The sequence below is a fragment of the Burkholderia sp. AU32262 genome (assembly GCF_020419985.1).
In the GTDB taxonomy this organism is placed as follows: domain Bacteria; phylum Pseudomonadota; class Gammaproteobacteria; order Burkholderiales; family Burkholderiaceae; genus Burkholderia; species Burkholderia semiarida.
In genome coordinates, this window is sequence record NZ_JAIZRS010000013.1 from 167,427 (window position 1) to 185,099 (window position 17,673).

15 protein-coding genes are annotated in these 17,673 nt (G+C 69.2%); 6 read left to right on the forward strand and 9 right to left on the reverse strand.

The window, feature by feature from the left end; translation table 11 throughout:
* Nucleotides 1-120: 120 nt before the first annotated feature.
* The gene (dhaL, locus tag LGN10_RS17715) at nucleotides 121-1,821 is read left to right on the forward strand and encodes a dihydroxyacetone kinase subunit DhaL (RefSeq protein WP_226224454.1); all 1,701 of its coding nucleotides are present in this window, start codon (nucleotides 121-123) and stop codon (nucleotides 1,819-1,821) included.
* Nucleotides 1,822-1,840: 19 nt separating this feature from the next.
* On the opposite strand, the gene LGN10_RS17720 is transcribed toward dhaL, so the two are convergent.
* Nucleotides 1,841-2,128, reverse strand: coding sequence for a DUF1330 domain-containing protein (locus tag LGN10_RS17720; protein ID WP_059579480.1), 288 nt, complete (start codon nucleotides 2,126-2,128; stop codon nucleotides 1,841-1,843).
* Between the two features lie 261 nt (nucleotides 2,129-2,389).
* On the opposite strand from LGN10_RS17720, the gene LGN10_RS17725 reads away from it, so the two are divergent.
* Together LGN10_RS17725 and LGN10_RS17730 are read left to right on the forward strand one after the other, a co-directional pair.
* On the forward strand, nucleotides 2,390-3,775 hold the full coding sequence (locus LGN10_RS17725; RefSeq protein ID WP_059641089.1) for an MFS transporter: 1,386 nt from the start codon (nucleotides 2,390-2,392) through the stop codon (nucleotides 3,773-3,775).
* Between the two features lie 296 nt (nucleotides 3,776-4,071).
* Nucleotides 4,072-5,004 (forward strand): MBL fold metallo-hydrolase, encoded by a 933-nt coding sequence (locus LGN10_RS17730; protein WP_226224455.1) that lies wholly within the window; start codon nucleotides 4,072-4,074, stop codon nucleotides 5,002-5,004.
* 153 nt (nucleotides 5,005-5,157) lie between these two features.
* On the opposite strand, the gene LGN10_RS17735 is transcribed toward LGN10_RS17730, so the two are convergent.
* The 8 genes from LGN10_RS17735 to LGN10_RS17770 form a co-directional block, all read right to left on the reverse strand.
* Nucleotides 5,158-6,552 carry an aspartate aminotransferase family protein gene (locus tag LGN10_RS17735; protein ID WP_060967244.1) on the reverse strand — a complete coding sequence of 465 codons (1,395 nt, stop codon included), beginning with the start codon at nucleotides 6,550-6,552 and terminating at the stop codon, nucleotides 5,158-5,160.
* A gap of 20 nt (nucleotides 6,553-6,572) precedes the next feature.
* Nucleotides 6,573-8,051 (reverse strand): NAD-dependent succinate-semialdehyde dehydrogenase, encoded by a 1,479-nt coding sequence (locus tag LGN10_RS17740; protein ID WP_226224456.1) that lies wholly within the window; start codon nucleotides 8,049-8,051, stop codon nucleotides 6,573-6,575.
* A 121-nt stretch (nucleotides 8,052-8,172) separates the two neighbouring features.
* Nucleotides 8,173-8,643, reverse strand: coding sequence for an Lrp/AsnC family transcriptional regulator (locus LGN10_RS17745; RefSeq protein ID WP_226224457.1), 471 nt, complete (start codon nucleotides 8,641-8,643; stop codon nucleotides 8,173-8,175).
* Between the two features lie 13 nt (nucleotides 8,644-8,656).
* Nucleotides 8,657-9,682: a N(2)-acetyl-L-2,4-diaminobutanoate deacetylase DoeB gene (gene doeB / locus LGN10_RS17750; RefSeq protein WP_059641092.1), complete on the reverse strand. Its 1,026-nt coding sequence runs from the start codon at nucleotides 9,680-9,682 to the stop codon at nucleotides 8,657-8,659.
* Nucleotides 9,683-9,686: 4 nt separating this feature from the next.
* Nucleotides 9,687-10,895 carry an ectoine hydrolase DoeA gene (doeA, locus tag LGN10_RS17755; RefSeq protein WP_059579502.1) on the reverse strand — a complete coding sequence of 403 codons (1,209 nt, stop codon included), beginning with the start codon at nucleotides 10,893-10,895 and terminating at the stop codon, nucleotides 9,687-9,689.
* A gap of 10 nt (nucleotides 10,896-10,905) precedes the next feature.
* Nucleotides 10,906-11,910, reverse strand: a complete 1,005-nt coding sequence (locus LGN10_RS17760) for a cyclodeaminase (RefSeq protein WP_226224458.1) — start codon at nucleotides 11,908-11,910, stop codon at nucleotides 10,906-10,908.
* Nucleotide 11,911: 1 nt separating this feature from the next.
* Nucleotides 11,912-12,883: a hydroxyectoine utilization dehydratase EutB gene (eutB, locus tag LGN10_RS17765; RefSeq protein WP_226224460.1), complete on the reverse strand. Its 972-nt coding sequence runs from the start codon at nucleotides 12,881-12,883 to the stop codon at nucleotides 11,912-11,914.
* 107 nt (nucleotides 12,884-12,990) lie between these two features.
* Nucleotides 12,991-14,403 carry a PLP-dependent aminotransferase family protein gene (locus LGN10_RS17770; RefSeq protein WP_226224462.1) on the reverse strand — a complete coding sequence of 471 codons (1,413 nt, stop codon included), beginning with the start codon at nucleotides 14,401-14,403 and terminating at the stop codon, nucleotides 12,991-12,993.
* 422 nt (nucleotides 14,404-14,825) lie between these two features.
* On the opposite strand from LGN10_RS17770, the gene LGN10_RS17775 reads away from it, so the two are divergent.
* The 3 genes from LGN10_RS17775 to LGN10_RS17785 are packed head-to-tail and all read left to right on the forward strand — an operon-like array spanning nucleotide 14,826 to nucleotide 17,672.
* Nucleotides 14,826-15,305, forward strand: a complete 480-nt coding sequence (locus LGN10_RS17775; RefSeq protein WP_059641102.1) for a MarR family winged helix-turn-helix transcriptional regulator — start codon at nucleotides 14,826-14,828, stop codon at nucleotides 15,303-15,305.
* Nucleotides 15,302-17,425, forward strand: a complete 2,124-nt coding sequence (locus tag LGN10_RS17780) for an FUSC family protein (protein WP_226224463.1) — start codon at nucleotides 15,302-15,304, stop codon at nucleotides 17,423-17,425. Before LGN10_RS17775 ends, LGN10_RS17780 begins: the two co-directional genes overlap by 4 nt.
* A gap of 34 nt (nucleotides 17,426-17,459) precedes the next feature.
* Nucleotides 17,460-17,672: a DUF1656 domain-containing protein gene (locus LGN10_RS17785; protein ID WP_060967252.1), complete on the forward strand. Its 213-nt coding sequence runs from the start codon at nucleotides 17,460-17,462 to the stop codon at nucleotides 17,670-17,672.
* The last annotated feature ends 1 nt before the right edge of the window (nucleotide 17,673 follow it).

Sequence of the window (17,673 nt, forward strand, 5' to 3'; positions counted from 1 at the left end):
TCGGTTATGCGATCGCCTGCGACCGGCAACCGCTCACGCACGATCCTCCGCAACACGAAAGCCGTCCGGCGCCCGTGCGCGTCCGGCCGAGCCCCGTTCACCCGTCCGGAACCCGTCGCCATGAAAAAGCTAGTAAACCGCCCGTCCGACGTCGTGCGAGAGATGCTGGAAGGCATCGCGCGGCAATCGCCGCATCTCGCGATCCTCGGCGACGAGCACGTGCTCGTCCGCCAGCCGCTGCCCGAGCCGTCGCAGCGGCCGGTCGCGATCCTGTCCGGCGGCGGCAGCGGCCACGAGCCCGCGCACGGCGGCTATGTCGGCGAAGGGATGCTGAGCGCGGCCGTGTGCGGCGAAGTGTTCACGTCGCCGTCGACCGACGCCGTGCTCGCCGCGATTCGCGCGAGCGCCGGCCCGAACGGCGCGCTGCTGATCGTGAAGAACTACACCGGCGACCGCCTCAATTTCGGGCTCGCCGCCGAGCTCGCACGCGCGGAAGGCATTCCGGTCGAAACCGTCGTCGTCGCCGACGACGTCGCGCTGCGCGGCCGCGTCGAGCGCGGCCAGCGGCGCGGGATCGCCGGCACCGTGCTGATCCACAAGCTCGCGGGCGCCGCCGCCGCGCGCGGGCTGCCGCTTGCCCGCGTCGCGAGCATCGCGCGCGACGCGGCGGCCGAGCTCGGCACGATGGGCGTCGCGCTCGACGGCTGCACGATCCCGGGCGCCGACAAATCGGGCTTCAGCCTCGCCGATCACGAGATCGAGCTGGGCCTCGGCATCCACGGCGAGAAAGGCGTCGAGCGCCGCGCGCCGCTGCCGGCCGACGCGCTGGCCGACACGCTGCTCGCGAGCATCGTCGCCGATCTCGTGCTCGAGCGCGACGAGCGCGTCGCGCTGTTCGTCAACGGCCTCGGCGCGACGCCGGACATGGAACTCGCGATCGTGCTGCGCGCCGCGTTCGACAACCTGAGCCGGCGCGGCATCGTCGTCGCGCGCGCATGGGCCGGCACGTTCCTGTCCGCGCTGAACATGCCGGGCTGCTCGATCTCGGTGCTGCGGCTGAACGACGAGCGCGCGGCGCTGCTCGATGCGCCGACGCAGGCGCGTGCATGGCCGGGCGGCGGCATCGTGAACACACGGATTCGCGTGGCCGCGGCCGCGTCGCAGGACGCGCCGCTGCCGCCGCTCGACGCAGCCGGCCGCGCGTGGGCCGCGCGCCTGCAGCCGGCGCTGCACGCGGTGGCGCAAACATTGATCGACCACGAGCAGACGTTGACGGATCTCGATGCGGCAGCCGGCGATGGCGATCTCGGCGCGAGCATGCGGCGCGCCGCGCAGGCGATCCTCGAACTACCCGACACCGCGTACGGCACGCCGTCCGGTGCGCTCGCGGCGCTCGGCGCCGCGTTGCGTCGCGCGATCGCCGGCAGCTCCGGCCCGTTCTATGCGACCGCGCTGCTGCGCGCGTCGCGCCGGCTGGCCGATATCGCCGAGCCGTCGCCGCGCGACTGGTCCGCGGCGTTCCGCGCGGCGGTGGATTCGATCAGTGAACTCGGTGGTGCGCAGGCCGGCGACCGGACGATGCTCGATGCGCTAGTGCCGGCCGTCGACGCATTCGGCCGCGCGCTCGACGGCGATCGCGATCCCGCGAGCGCATGGGCGGCGGCCGTCGACGCGGCCGAGCGAGGCGCGCAGGAAACGGCACGCATGACGCCGCGCGCGGGACGGGCCAGCTATCTCGGCGAACGCGCGATCGGTACGCCGGATGGCGGCGCGGTGGCCGTCGCGTACTGGCTGCGCGCGCTGCTGCCGCACGTGCGGTAACGGGCGCGCGCGGCCGCGCTCAGACGCCCTCGACCAGCACCGCGCGATAGCGCGCGCCCTTGAACCGGTGCTGGACGACCTTCTGGTATTCGGGGCCGTGATACCACGCGTGCGCGGCCTCCTTCGACGGGAACTCGACGATCACGACGCCTTCCGGGCCTTCGCCCTCGAGGGTTTCCTGCGGCCCATAAGCGGCGAGCACCTTCACCGGATGGCCGGCGAGGGTCGCTCCGACCTGGCTCGAGTAGAGGTCGAGCTCATGCTGGTCCTGCGTGCTTTCCCGTGTAAAGACGATGTAGGTCGCCACGATATGCGCTCCTGATGAAGGGTGAAAAAAGGGACGCCACGCGCCGCACACTCCGACGAATCCCGCATGGCTGCGCGCAGCTTACCGCCATTCGCCGGCCGGCGCCGCGGCGAGCCGGCCCGGCCTCAGCCGGCCCCCCGCCACGGCGCGGGAAAACCCCGATCTCCACATCGTCCTATGACATCGGGCATCGCTAATTGGCGGGATTACTTTGATCCTCGTCGGCGCCCGCCCGGGCGCATGCTGATAGCGAGGACCCTCATGCGATACGTGCCATCGTGGACTTCCGTTTCCGCCGCGTCGTCGATTCCCGACGATACAACCACCCAGCGCGGCGACGAGCCGCACAGCCTGCCGCGGGTCGCCATCACGGCCGCCGCCCTCGGCAACGCGACCGAATGGTTCGATTACGGTATTTACGCGTACGGCCTCGCGTACATTTCCGCCGCGCTCTTTCCCGGCAACACGGCCAGCGCGACGCTGTTCGCGCTCGGCACGTTCGCGATCTCGTTCCTGATCCGCCCGCTCGGCGGCCTGTTCTGGGGGCCGCTCGGCGACCGGCTCGGCCGCAAGCGCGTGCTCGCGCTGACGGTCCTGACGATGTCGGGCGCAACCTTGCTCGTCGGCTTGCTGCCGAGCTACGCGACGGCCGGCTGGCTGGCGCCGGCCGCGCTGATCGTGCTGCGCATGGTGCAGGGCTTCTCGACCGGCGGCGAATACGGCGGTGCGGCGACCTTCATCGCCGAATACGCACCCGATTCGCGGCGCGGCCTGTGCGGCAGCTTCCTCGAATTCGCGACGCTCGCCGGCTTCTCGCTCGGCGCGTTCCTGATGCTCGGCTTCGCGCTGCTGCTCGGCGATTCGGCGATGCATGCGTGGGGTTGGCGCCTGCCCTTCCTCGTCGCGGCGCCGCTCGGCCTGATCGGCTTCTACCTGCGCTCGCGCCTCGAGGAAACGCCGGTGTTCCGCGAACTCGAGGAGCAGGCGCACCGCCGCGAGAAAAGCGTCGCCGCCGCGCTGCCGATCCGGCTGCTGCTGGTGCGCTATGCGAAGCCGCTGCTGCTGCTCGGCGGGCTCGTCGTCGCATTGAACGTCGTCAACTACGTGCTGCTCGCGTACATGCCGACCTACATGCACAAGGAGCTCGGCGTCAGCGAAAACATGTCGCTGCTGATTCCGCTGATTGGCATGCTCGCGATGATGGTGCTGCTGCCGTTCGCCGGCTGGCTGTCGGATCGCGTCGGCCGCAAGACGATGTGGTGGATCTCGCTCGTCGGGCTGTTCGTCGCGGCCGTGCCGATGTTCACGCTGATGACGCACGGCCCGCTCGGCGCGTTCGTCGGCTTCGCGGTGCTCGGCGTGCTCTACGTGCCGCAGCTCGCCACCATTTCCGCGATGTTCCCGGCGATGTTCCCGACCCACGTCCGGTACGCGGGCATGGCGATCGCCTACAACGTGTCGACGTCGCTGTTCGGCGGCACCGCGCCGATCGTCAACGACTGGCTGATCGGCAAGACCGGCAACGCACTGATTCCCGCGTACTACATGATGGCCGCCTGCGCGGTCGGGCTGATCGCGCTGCTGGCGGTGATCGAGACGCGCGGATGTTCGCTGCGCGGCGACACGCTCCCCGGCCAGCCGGGCTGACCCGCGCGCCGGCCGCGCCCGGCTTCCCATAAACGGCAACCATTGCGTCGCCCGCCGTCCGGCAACGGACGGCGGGCGACGTGCATTTCGGGCCACCGAAGCTGCGGCCCGATTGTTGTCGTCCGGACAACACGATGTGCCCCCGCGCGGCGCTGTCGGCATGTGTCGGCCGTCACTACAATCGTTGACACGCTCGACCGGAATCCGGGCGAACCGAAGCGCGGCCTTCACGATCGCGCCAGCGAGCCGCGCCGTGCCGCGCGGCTTACCTCACTCGACGAACAGGATTACTGAACATGAACGCACCCATCCGCAACGTCCGGCCGGTTACCGCCCGCCTGGGCAACGAATCTTCGGGCGAGCTCGTTTCGTCCCGCTACGCGGTGCGCATCGGCGACGTCGATGTCGTGCTGATCAGCGACGGCGTGCTGCCGCTGCCGACTTCCACCATGTCCACCAACGTGAGCGAAGCGGACCGCAACGCGTGGTTCGACGGCCGTTTCCTGCAACGCGACATGTTCGACTGGGCGCTCAACATCGCGCTCGTGCGCAGCGGCGATCGCCTGATCCTGATCGATTCGGGCGTGGGCGACGGTTTCGAATACTTCACGCGCGCCGGGCGCTCGGTGATGCGTCTGGAATCGGCCGGCATCGATCTGGCCGCGATCACCGATATCGTGATCACGCACATGCACATGGATCACGTCGGCGGGCTGAACGTCAACGGCGTCAAGGCGAAGCTGCGCCCCGACGTACGCATTCACGTGTCGGCCGCGGAAGTGGCGTTCTGGAAGCATCCGGACTTCAGCAAGACGGTGATGCCGGAAACCGTTCCGCCCGCGCTGCGCAAGGCGGCAGCGAGGTTCATGGAGCTCTACGGCGAACACGTCGTGCAGTTCGATCGCACCGTGGAAGTCGCCGCGGGCGTGTCGGCGCGGGTGACGGGCGGGCATACGCCGGGGCACTGCGTGGTCGACATCGCATCGAACGGAGAAAAGCTGACGTTCGCGGGCGATGCGATTTTCGAAGTCAACTTCGACAATCCCGACTGGCAAAACGGCTTCGAACACGATCCCGAAGCGGCGGTCGACGTGCGTCTCGCGCTGTTCAACGAAGCCGCGGACACCGGCTCGATGCTGGCTGCCGCGCACGTCGCGTTCCCGTCCATCGGCCATGTTGCCCGGGACGGCGACGGTTTCCGGTTCGTCCCGGTCGTGTGGGATTACTGAGTGACGGGCGATAGCCGACGCGCGCCGTAGGCGATGCGACGACGGTTTTGCTGAACCGGACCTGCACCCGGACCGGCAAGAAAACACGCCGCCGCACTTGCATGCGGCGGCGTCGCCTCGCGCGCCGGAACGCGCATCAGGATCGCTGACAACTCACGCGACGGCCGAAATATTCCGCTCCGCTACCTCGTCCACCGCATCCTTCACGATCGCGACGATCTCGTCGGCTTCCGCACGCGTCATCACGAGCGGCGGCGCAAAGCCGAGAATGTCGCCGTGCGGCATCGCCCGCGCGATCACGCCGCGCTGCAACGCCGCAGCCGACACCTGCGCGCCGATCTTCAGCGCGGGATCGAACGGCGTACGTGCGTCCTTGTCGGCCATGAACTCGAGCGCGGCCAGCATCCCGACGCTGCGCACTTCGCCGACGAGCGGATGCGCGCCGAATGCATCGCGCAGCTTCGCGCCGAAATACGCGCCGACCTCGGCCGCGTTGCCAACGAGGTTCTCGCGCTCCAGAATCGCGAGGTTCGCGAGCGCCGCGGCCGCGCATACCGGATGGCCCGAATACGTCCAGCCGTGCCCCATCGGCCCGTGTTCCTGCGAGCCGCGCGCGATCACGTCCCACACCTTCTCGCCGACGATCACGCCCGACAGCGGCGCATACGCGCTCGTCAGCCCCTTCGCGACTGTAATCAGGTCGGGCTCGATCCCGAAGTGCTGCGCGCCCATCTTCGAGCCGAGACGCCCGAACCCGCACACGACTTCATCGGAAATCAGCAGGATGTCGTGCTTGCGCAGCACGGCCTGGATCGCGGGCCAGTAGCCGGCCGGCGGTTCGATGATGCCGCCCGTGCCCATCACCGGCTCCGCGATGAACGCGGCGACCGTGTCGGCGCCCTCGCGCGCGATCAGCTTCTCGAGTTCGTCGACGCAGTACGCGACGAACTGCGCTTCGTTCATGCCGGCCGGCGCCTTGCGGTACCAGTGCGGACACACCGTATGCTTCACGCGGTCGATCGGCAGGTCGAAATGCTGGTGGAAGCTCGGCAGGCCCGTGAGGCTGCCCGTCACGATGCCCGAGCCGTGATAGCCGCGCTCGCGCGAGATGATCTTCTTCTTGTTCGGGCGGCCGAGCACGTTGTTGTAATACCAGACGATCTTGACCTGCGTCTCGTTCGCGTCGGAACCCGACATCCCGTAGTAGACCTTCTTCATCCCCGCCGGCGACCAGTCGATGATGCGCGACGACAGCTCGATGATCGCGTCCGACGCGTGGCCGACGTACGTGTGGTAATAGGCGAGCTGCTTCGCCTGTTCGTGCATCGCGTCGGCCACTTCGGTGCGGCCGTAGCCGATGTTCACGCAGTAGAGGCCGGCGAACGCGTCGATATAGCGCTTGCCCTGGTGATCCTCGATGCGGATGCCTTCGCCGCCGCGCACGATCTTGCCCGGCAGCGCGCCGGTCTCGTGGTCGTACGCGTGCGTCGACGGGTGCATGAAGTGGGCGCGGTCCTCGCGCAGCAGTGCGTCGATCGATTTTTGCATGATGTGCTCCTTTGATTGGGTCAGGCCGTCGCCGCGACAGGCAGGCCGAGATTGCCGAGGCAGAAGTACTTGGTTTCGGTGAACGGCTCGAAGCCTTCGGCGCCGCCTTCGCGCCCGAGGCCCGACGCCTTCATCCCGCCGAACGGGATCGGCGCGCCGGTGAATTTCACGCCATTGACCGACACCATCGCGAAATCGAGCCGCCGCACGAGCTGGAAGATCGTGTCGACGCGCGTCGCGCATACGTAGGCGGCGAGGCCGTATTCGGTGTCGTTGGCCGTTTCGATTGCCTCGTCGAGCGTGTCGAACGCGCCGACGGCCGAGATCGGCGCGAAGTTTTCCTCGTCGACCACGCGCATGCCGGGTGCGGCATCCGCGATCACGGTCGGCTCGTAGAACCAACCGCCGAGCGCATGCGGCCGGCCGCCCGCGACGATGCGCGCACCGCGCGCCCGCGCATCCTCGACGCGCGCCACGGTCGCGTCGAACGCGGCCTGATGCATCAGCGGGCCGACGTCGACGCCCTGCTCGAACGCGGGCCCCGTCTTCAACGCGCGCACCGCGTTCGCATACCGTTCGACGAACGCGTCGTACAGCGGGCGCGCGACGAGAATCCGGTTCGCCGCGCAGCAGTCCTGGCCGGACGTCTGGAACTTCGCGCCGACGGCGATCGGCACCGCCTGGTCGAGATCCGCGTCCTCGGTCACGATGAACGGCGCGTTGCCGCCCAGTTCGAGCGCGATCTTGCGAATGCCGGCCTTCGCGGCGGCTTCGGTCACGAGCCGCCCGACGCGCGTCGAGCCGGTGAAGCTCACCGCACGCACGCGCGCGTCGCCGACCAGCGTTTCCATCGCCATCTGCGGCTCGCCGAGCACGACGTTGAACACGCCGGCCGGGAAGCCGGCCTCGTCGGCGAGCTGCGCGAGCGCGAGCGCCGAGAACGGCGTTTCGTGCGCGGGCTTCACGACCACGGTGCAACCGACCGCGATCGCGGCCGCCGCCTTGCGCGTGATCATCGCGGCCGGGAAATTCCACGGCGTGATCAGCGCCGCGACGCCGACCGGCTCCATCATGGTGCCGAGATGCGCACCGTCGATATGCGTCGGAATCGTGCGGCCCGCGACGCGTTTGGCCTCGTTCGCGAACCATTCGACGAAGCTCGCCGCATAGCGGATCTCGCCGCGCGCTTCGGCCAGCGGCTTGCCCTGTTCCAGCGACAGCAGCGCGGCCAGATCGTCGACGTGACGCAGCATCAACGCATGCCAGCGCAGCAATGCCGCGCTGCGCGCCGCTTGCGATGTCCAGCGCCAGGTGCCGTACGCGCGCTGCGCGGCATCGACGGCCGCGACGATCTGCGCGCGATCGAGCATCGGCACGTGACCGATCACGGCCTGATCGGCCGGGTTCACGACGGCGACCGTCGCGGCACTGTCGCTGTGGATCCAGCGACCGTCGACGTAGCAGGTCGACTTGAACAGAACGGGGTGTCCGGGCAGCATGCTGCGTCTCCTCGTTGGTGGGCACGGACTTCATTGTGTCGCGCCGGCGCATGCGGAAATTTCGGTTTGCACGGCTGGAAATGCCGGTTTTTTCCGTATTGCCGCGCACCGGCGCGAACTTTCACAACCAGTCCGGCACGCCGCCGGAGGTGCACTTCACGACCTTCGTCACGATGTACGTGAAGTAGCGCTCGATGCCGAGGTCTTCCATCAGCAACGCATCGATGAAGCGCTGGTAATGGTCGATGTCGCGCGCGACCACGTGCAGCACGTAATCGACGCCGCCGCCCGTCGCGTAGCACTGCGCGACCTCGGGCGCCGCGGCCACGCGATCCTCGAAGCGCCGCATGTCGGGCGCGGTATGCCGCGACAGCGTGACCTCGACGACGATGCGGCTGCCGGCGCACGCGCCGATCCAGTCGACGTCCGCGCGATAGCCGCGGATCACGCCGCTTTCCTCGAGCTTGCGCACGCGCTCCCATGCCGGCGAAATCGACAGGTTCACGGCTTCCGCGAGTTTCGACTTCGTGATGCGCCCGTCGCGCTCGAGCAGGCGCAGGATCGCGAGGTCGTATCGGTCGAGCTTGATCACGTCGTGCGCGTCCTCATACGGCCACCGGAATGTTGCGCTCGACGATGTCGGCCACCACCGCGATCGTGTCGCCGGGCTGCACGATGCCCGGGAAGTGCCGGGCCGCGAGCAGCCCGCGCCGCCGCGCGACGTATTCGATCGGCGTGACGCCCGTGCGATCGATGTCGTGCACGCGCGCGAGCACGTCGCCGGCGTCGACCTCGGTGCCGAGATCGCGGCACATCTCGAGCAGCCCGTGATGCTCGCTCGTCGTGAAGCACGAACCGTCCGGCATGTCGAGCAGCGTCGTCGTACGCGGCGCGTTGCCGTCGATCACGTCCTTCGCGATCACGCCCGCATGCGCGAGGAATCCATACACGCCGCGCTCGGCGATCGCGACGCTCGCGGCCGTCGACGTGCCGCCGCCGCCCAGCTCGGTCGACACGAATACCTTGCCGGCCTCCTCGGCCGCGCTGTCGTAGAGGCCGACGCTGTCGAGCTCCAGCATGCGCATCGAATACGGCGCGCCGAACGCGCGCATCGCGCGCTCGCAGCGCGCTTCCTGATCGCGGTCCGCCAGCACGTGAATCGCCGCGAACGGCACGAAGTCGAGCGTGCGGCCGCCCGCGTGAATGTCGAGCACGTGCGTCGCGAGCGGCAGCAGGTGACGCTGAAAGTAATCGGCGATCTTCTCGGTCACGGTGCCGTCCGGCCGGCCCGGGAAGCTGCGGTTCAGGTTGCCCGCATCGATCGGCGACGTGCGGCAACCGGCGCGAAACGCCGGATAGTTCATGAACGGCACGACGATCACGCGGCCGGTCACGTCGGCCGCCTTCAGCGAACCGGCCAGCTTCGACAGCGCGACCGGCCCTTCGTACTCGTCGCCGTGATTGCCGCCGGTCAGCAACACTGTCGGCCCGTCGCCGCGCTTCACGACGGTCACCGGAATCATGATCGCGCCCCACGCGGAATCGTCGCGCGAGTAAGGCAGCTTCAGGAAGCCGTGCTGTTCGCCGTCCGCGTCGAAATCGACGGTCGGCGTAATCGGGGAAGCACGCATCGCCCTACTCCTTCACGAACAGCTTGCGCGGCACGTTGCAGAACGTCTCGACGCCGGTCTCGGTGATCAGGATGCTTTCCGTGATCTCCAGCCCCCAGTCGTCGAGCCACAGCCCCGGCATGAAATGGAACGTCATGCCGGGTTCGAGCACCGTCCGGTCCCCCGGACGCAGGCTCATCGTGCGCTCGCCCCAGTCGGGCGGATAGCTCGCGCCGATCGGGTAGCCGCAGCGGCTGTCCTTCTCGATGCCCGCACGGCGCAGCACCGCGAAGAACGCATTCGCGACGTCCTCGCACACGTTGCCCGGCTTCGCGGCCGCGAGCCCGGCCTCGATCCCTTCGACCACCGCGCGCTCGCCTTCGATGAAGTGCGCGGGCGGCTTGCCGAGGTAGACCGTGCGCGACAGCGGGCAGTGATAGCGGCGGTAGCAACCGGCGATCTCGAAGAACGTGCCGGCACCGCGCGCGAACGTCGAATCGTCCCACGTCAGGTGCGGCGCGGCGGCATCCGCGCCGGTCGGCAGCAGCGGCACGATCGCCGGATAGTCGCCGCCAAAGCCCTCCGCGCCGCCGATGCCGGTCGCATAGATCTGCGCGACCAGGTCGCTTTTCTTCATGCCGGGCTCGATCGTCTCGACGATGTGCGCATGCATCCGCTCGACGATGCGCGCGGCCACGCGCATGTACTCGATCTCGCGCGGCGACTTCACCGCGCGCTGCCAGTTCACGAGCGCGGTCGCATCGACCCAGCGCGCGGCCGGCAGATGCCGCTGCAGCGACGCGTACGCCGCCGCGCTGAAGTAGTAGTTGTCGAGCTCGACGCCGATGCGCAGCGTGCTCCAGCCGCGCGCCGCGATCACTTCGGCGGACAGGTAGTCCATCGGATGACGGGCCGTCGACTGCACGTAATGATCTGGATACCCGACGATGTTTTCGTGCGCCATGAACGCGGTGCGCTTCGCGCCGTTCGCGTCCTGGCCGCGGCCGAACCACACGGGTTCGCCGTCCAGCGCCAATAGCACGCACTGGTGCACGTAGAACGACCAGCCGTCATAGCCGGTGAGCCAGCCCATGTTGGTCGGGTCGGTGACGATCAGCAGGTCGATGCCGGCCCGCTCCATCGCCGCGCGCGTCTTCGCGATCCGCGCAGCATATTCGCTGCGATCGAACGCGAGACGCGGCGCGGCTTCGTAGGTTTCGATGACTGCGGCCATCTGTCTCCTCTCAGGTCGTGAGGTCGTTGTGGAAAATCGTGCCGACTTCCGCCGCGCGGGCGCGCTGCAGCGCAAGCACGGCAATGGCGGTGTCCTGCGCGCCGGTGCCGGTCAGATCGCAGATCGTGATGTCGTCGCGATGCGTGCGGCCGTCGCGGCGGCCGGCGATCACTTCGCCGAGTTCGGGGAACACGGCATCGGCCGGCACCACGCCGGCCGCGATCGCATGCGCGAGTTCGCCGGCCACGCGGGTCTGCTGCAACCGGTCGCAGAAGTAGTGCGCGGCGCCGAACACCGACGGCGCGAGTTCGGTCTTGTAGTCGGCGTCCGAACCCATCGCCGTCACGTGCAGCCCGGGATGCAGATCCTCCGCCTGCACGAGCGGCGCGCGGCTCGGCGTGGTCGTCACCGCGATGTCGGCGTCGGCGAGCGCCGCGTGCACCGAGCGCGCGACGATCGCGTCGATCCCGTATGCGGCACGCACGTCGGCCGCGAATCGCGTGGCACGCTCGGCATCGCGCGCCCACACCGTCACGTGCGTGATGTCGCGCACGAGCATCAGCGCGTCGAGCTGCAACCGGGCCTGCTCGCCCGCGCCGACGATCGCCGCGCGGCGCGCATCGGCGCGCGCGAGCCGGCGCGCGGCCACGGCGCCGGCCGCCGCGGTGCGCACGGCCGTCAGGTAGCCGTTGTCGAGCAGCACGGCCTCGGTCAGACCGGTGCGCGCGGACAGCACGAGCATCAGCCCGTTCAGGCTCGGCAGCCCGATCGACGGGTTGTCGAAGAAGCCGGGGCTGACCTTGATCGCGAAGCTGTCGAAGCGTGGCAGGTAAGCGGTCTTGACGTCCACTTCGGCGTGGCGCTCCGGCAGCGGGAGATTCAGGATCGGCGGCATCACGATGGCGTCGGTCGCCAGCGACGCGAACGCGGCCTCGATCTGGTCGATCGCGGCGAGATCGAGCGGCACCAGCGCGCGCAGTTGCGCCTGGCCGAGCAACGTGACGGGACGGGTCATGTCAGTTCTCCGAAACGAGCCGGCGATGGGCGGCCATGTCGATGTTCGCGCCGCTCACGACGACCACGATCGGGCCGCCGCGATCGCGGCGCGCGATCCGTTCATCCAGCAACGCGGCGAGGCCGACCGCGCCGGCGCCTTCGACGACGAGCCGTTCTTCCCGATACGCATGCGCGATGCCGCGCGCGATCGACGGCTCGTCGAGCAGCACGACGTCGTCGGCCAGCGCGCGCGTCAGGTCGAACGTGTAGCGGTTGTCGAGGCCGATGCCGCCGCCGAGCGAATCGGCCAGCGTCGGCTGCTCGGCGACGTCGACCGGGCGGCCGGCCGCGAGGCTCGCATGCATCGCGGCGCCGCGCGCCATCGATACGCCGATTGCCTCGACCGCCGGCCGGATCGCCTTCGCGGCAAACGCGACCCCGCTGAACAGGCCGCCGCCCGACAGCGGCACGACGAGCGTCGCCGTATCGGGCAGCGCCTCGAGAATCTCGACGCCGATCGTCGCCTGGCCCGCGATGATGCGCGGATCGTCGAACGGCGGCACGTACGCATAGCCTTCGTCGCATACCAGGCGCCTTGCTTCGGCCTGCGCGTCGTCCTGGCTGTCGCCGACGATCACCACGCGCGCGCCGAGCGCCGCGACCGCTTCGACCTTGTTGGCCGGCACGAGCGACGACATGCAGACGGCCGCGTCGATGCCGAGCGCGCGCGCCGCATGCGCGAGCGCGCGGCCGTGATTGCCCGTCGACGCGGTGACCACGCGCGTCACGCGCTGCGCCGCGAGTTCCGCGAGCGCGTTGGTCGCGCCGCGCAGCTTGAAGCTGCCGGTCGGCTGCAGCGTTTCGAGCTTCAGGTAGACCGGTGCGCCAACGCGCGCGGACAGCGCGGCGGATGCAACGAGCGGCGTACCATCTGCGCGCCCGGCGAGGCGGCGGCGCGCGCGGTAGACGTCGGACAGCGACAGGAAGGACATGGAACGCACGCCTCGCGACGAATGTGATGCGATCCAGTCTAATGTTCCAAATCGCGCTTTCGAATGTCCTGATACATTGCGCGCGACGTTGCGGCGGCGCCGCCGGTTCAGTGGAAATCGTTCAGGTGCGGATACTGCTCGAACACGCCCGCGATCGTCTCGAGCGCGGCGTTGCACGCGGCATCGGTGGTTTCGGCGCCGATGCACACGCGCACCGCGTTCGGCCGCTCCGTGCCGCCAACCAGAAACGGATCGGGCGACGTCACCGCGATCTTGCGCGTGCGCAATTCGCGCACGATCCGCTCGGCCTGCCAGTAGTCGGGCACGCGCAGCCATGCCGAGAGCGCATTGGGATGCGCGCCCAGCACATACGGCCCCAGCGCGGCCCTCACCATCGCCTGACGCACGGCGAGCCGCTGGCGCTGCAGTTCGACGAGCCGCCGCGCGGTGCCGTCGGCGATCCAGCGCGTCGCGATTTCCGCGATCGGCGACGTCGCCATCCAGCTGCTCACGCGCAGCACGCTCTCGACGCGCAACGCGAGCCGCCGCGGCATCGCGAGATAGCCGGTGCGCAAGCCCGTCAGCACCGATTTCGTCATGCTCGTGCAGTAGAAGCCGAGCTCCGGAATCAGGCTGGCGATCGGCGTGGCCGTCTTCTCGGGCAGCGGACCATACACGTCGTCCTCGATCACGTACACGCCGTAGCGCGTCGCGATACGCGCGATCGACCGCCGCCGCGACTCGGTCATCATCGACACGGTCGGGTTATTGAGGGTCGGCGTGCAGACGAGCGCGCTGATCCGCTCGCCGTCGCACATCTCCTCGAAATGTTCGGGACGGATGCCGTGCTCGTCCATCTCGAGCCCTTTCAGCGTAAAGCCGAGCACGTTCGCGGAGCCGATCACGCCGTGATCGGTCAGGCTCTCGCACAACACGGTATCGCCCGGCCCGACGATCGACGCGAGCGCGAGAAAGATCCCGTGCGCCGCGCCGTTCGTGACCAGCAGCGATTCGCGGTGCACGGGCATGTTCAGCGACGCGAGCCACGCGGCGCCGGCGTCGCGATGCGCATCGAGGCCGGCGATCGGCCGGAACGAGCGGATCCATGGCTGATCGTCGGCGCCCGCCAGCGCCGCGCACACGCTGCGCCACGCGGCATCGTGCTCCGGCGTGTGGACGATGCGGGCGATCGAGAAGTCGACCAGTTCGCGCTCGGTCGTATCGAGGATGTAGTTCGACATCGATTCGGTCACGCGGGCGGCCACGAAGCTGCCGCGGCCGACCTCGCAGCGGATCAGCCCCTGGCGCTCCAGCTCCTTGTACGCGTTGGTGACGGTCTGCACGCTGACGCCGAGGCTCGACGCGACGTCGCGCTGCGGCGCGAGCCGTGCGCCCGGCGCGAGCGCGCCGGTCTCGATGTCGCTGGCGATCGCCTTCACGAGCCGCTTGTATTTCGACTCGATGCCGTGCACGGCGCCGATCGCGTCGCGCCAGCCTGCCGATACCTCGGTCCGTCCCATCTCGATGTCTCCGTCATGGCTTCCGCATGGTCGCTCAGAAAGACACCCTGAAAATATTGTCCTAGTGCAATCGCGCGCGAAAGCAGGACGTTGCGGGTCGAAGCGGGCCGCGCAAGCGGCGTGCCCGGCATGCGCACGAGCCCGGCTCTCTTTATTGATCGGACGAATGTCGGGGGTCGGCTTCGCGGAATGCGGCACGTGCGGGCGTACTTCGCGTTGCCGGACAGTTCTCGTCCCGACTATTCAATATGGTCGCCGCGCCGGACATGCGCGGTTCGCGGGCGCCAGCCTTGCAGCTTGACCACGGCCGGCACGCCGCCTGGATTGCTTCACAGGGGCCGGCCGTGCCGCCTGTGATGTGTCATCCGGCCGGCAAAAACGATAGTTTGCTATCGAATGTTTTTGCCCCTATCATCTCGCCCATGACCAATCTGCACGACCTCCGCCTCGCCGTCAGCAGCCTGCTCGTGCTCACCGCGCGCAAGTGGCGCCGCACCAGCGACGGCGTGCTGACCGCGTACAACGTGTCCGAGGCCTGCGCGACGCCGCTCCTGATCGCCGGGCGCCTCGGCGAAGGCGTGCGGCAAGGTACGCTCGCCGAACACGTCGGCATCGAAGGGCCGTCGCTCGTGCGCCTGCTCGACCAGCTGTGCGCGGCCGGCCTCGCGCGCCGCGACGAGGATCCGCACGACCGCCGCGCGAAGACGATCTCGCTGACGGCCGCCGGCCGCGCAGTCACCGCGAAGATGGAGGAAGACCTGCGCGCGCTGCGTGCACAGGTGCTCAAAGGCGTGTCGCGCGCCGATCTCGAAGCCACGCTGCGCGTACTGAACGCATTCAACGCAGCCGACGCACCCCCTCCGGCTTCGCCCCCGTCCCACTCCGCCGATTCCGCGTCATGACCTATCCGAGCCTCCGCGACTGGCTGTTCTCGGGCAAAACATTTGCCGCATCGATGCTGGCGCTGTACCTCGGCCTGTATTTCCAGTTGCCGCGCCCGTACTGGGCGATGGCGAGCGTGTACATCGTGTCGAACCCATTCGTCGGCGCGACGCGCTCGAAAGCGCTGTACCGCGCGCTCGGCACCGCGCTCGGCGCGGCCGCCGCGATCTTCTTCGTGCCGCCGTTCGTCGAGACGCCGCTCCTGTTCAGCATCATCGTCGCGACCTGGTGCGGCACGCTGCTGTACCTGGCGATCTCCGATCGCACCGCGCGCAGCTACGTCTTCATGCTCGCCGGCTATACGATGCCGCTGGTCGCGCTGCCGACCGTCACCGACCCGTCCACGATATTCGACGTCGCGATCGCGCGCACCGAGGAAATCGTGCTCGGCATCGTCTGCGCGAGCGTGGTCGGCAGCACCGTGTTTCCGAACCGGCTCGCGCCGACGCTGATCGAGCGCACCGACGCGTGGTTCAAGGACGCCGCGTTCTACGGCCGCGAAACGCTGTCCGGGCATCTGGCCGGCAAGGCGCTGTCCGCGTGCCGGCAGCGGCTCGCCGCGACCATCACCGGCCTCGAGTTCCTGCTGAGCCAGCTGGGCTACGACCATGCGCATCCGCGCCTGCTCGCGCGGGCGCAGGCGCTCGCGGGCCGGATGCAGTTGTTCCTGCCGCTGATGTCGTCGCTCGCCGATCCGCTGGTCGCGCTGATGCGCGACCTGCACGTGCGCCCGCCCGCGCTCGACGCGCTGCTGGCCGACGCCGCGAAGTGGTTCGACGCGCCGCTGCCGGCCGTGAAGACCGGCACCGACGGCGACATGGCGCACGATCCGGTCGCGGACGACCTGCGCGCGCGCATCGCCGCGCTGCAGCCGCCCGCCAGCGCGCTGGCGAGCTGGGACGGCGCGCTGCTGTCGAATGCGCTGTGGCGGCTGCGCCAGGTCATCGACATCTGGCAGGACTGCCGCTCGCTGCGCGCGCTGATCGCGAACGAGTCGGGCGTGTGGCAGCCGCGCTACCGGCACTGGCGGCTCGGCGGCACCGAGCGCTTCTTCGATCGCGGGATGATGCTGTTCTCGACGCTGACCGTCGTGTTCGCGATCGTGTTCGCGTGCTGGCTGTGGATCTCGTCCGGCTGGCACGACGGCGCGGCCGCCGTCACGCTCGTGGCCGTGTCGTGCAGTTTCTTCGCCGCGCTCGACGAGCCAGCGCCGCTGGTGTTCAAGTTCTTCCTGTCGACCGCCGCGAGCGTCGTGTTCGCCGGCCTGTACCTGTTCGTCGTGCTGCCGCACGTGCACGATTTCGCGATGCTCGTGCTGATGTTCGCGGGCCCGTTCATCCTGATCGGCACGCTGCTGCCGCGCCCGCAGTTCAACATGGTGACGATGCTCGTCGCCGTGAACACGGCTACCTTCATCAGCATCCAGAGCGCGTACGAAGCCGATTTCTTCGTGTTCCTGAACAGCAACCTCGCGGGCGTCGCCGGGCTGCTGTTCGCGTACGTGTGGACGCGCGCGACGCGCCCGTTCGGCGCGGAACTCGCGGTGCGGCGCCTGCTGCGCTCGGGCTGGGAGGACGTCGCGCGCTCCGCGTCGACACAGCCGCTCGACGACCAGCGCAACCACGCGTCGCGGATGCTCGATCGCGTCACGCAACTGCTGCCGCGCCTCGGCGCGTCCGACGATCACCGCCACCCGTCGATCGAAAGCTTCCGCGACCTGCGCATCGCGCTGAACGCGCTCGACCTGCGCCGCTCGCGCCGCCGGCTGTCGGGCGACGTACCCGACGCGATCGATCGCGTGCTGGCCGGCGTCACCGATCACTACGCGCGCTGCGCGGCCGCGAACGCGCGCCAGCCCGTGCCGCCCGCGCTGCTCGCGACGATCGACGACGCGCTGCGGCGTGTGGCCGGCAGCACCCTGCCGGGCGCCGCGCCGGCCGACGGCGCCGCCGCACCCGCGGTGCCGGCCGCGCACCGCCGGCTGCGCGACACGCTGCACGCGCTCGTCGGGCTGCGCCTGTCGCTGTATCCGGCCGCGGCCGCACAACCGCCGCAGGCGCCGGACGGAGCGCGCGCATGAACCGGCTTTCCACCTTGTCCTTCCGAGCGCGATCATGATCGGCGAAATCGATATCTTCGGCGTGTTCGTGCCGGCCCCGCTCGTGCTGATGCTGATCGCCTACCTGATCAACATCGTCGTGCGCGCGGCGCTCGAGCGCGTCGGCTTCTACCGCCTCGTCTGGCACCGTTCGATCTTCGACCTCGGCATCTACGTGTTCGTACTGGCCGCCGTCGTGATCGTGTCCCACCAACTCGTGGCTACCTAAC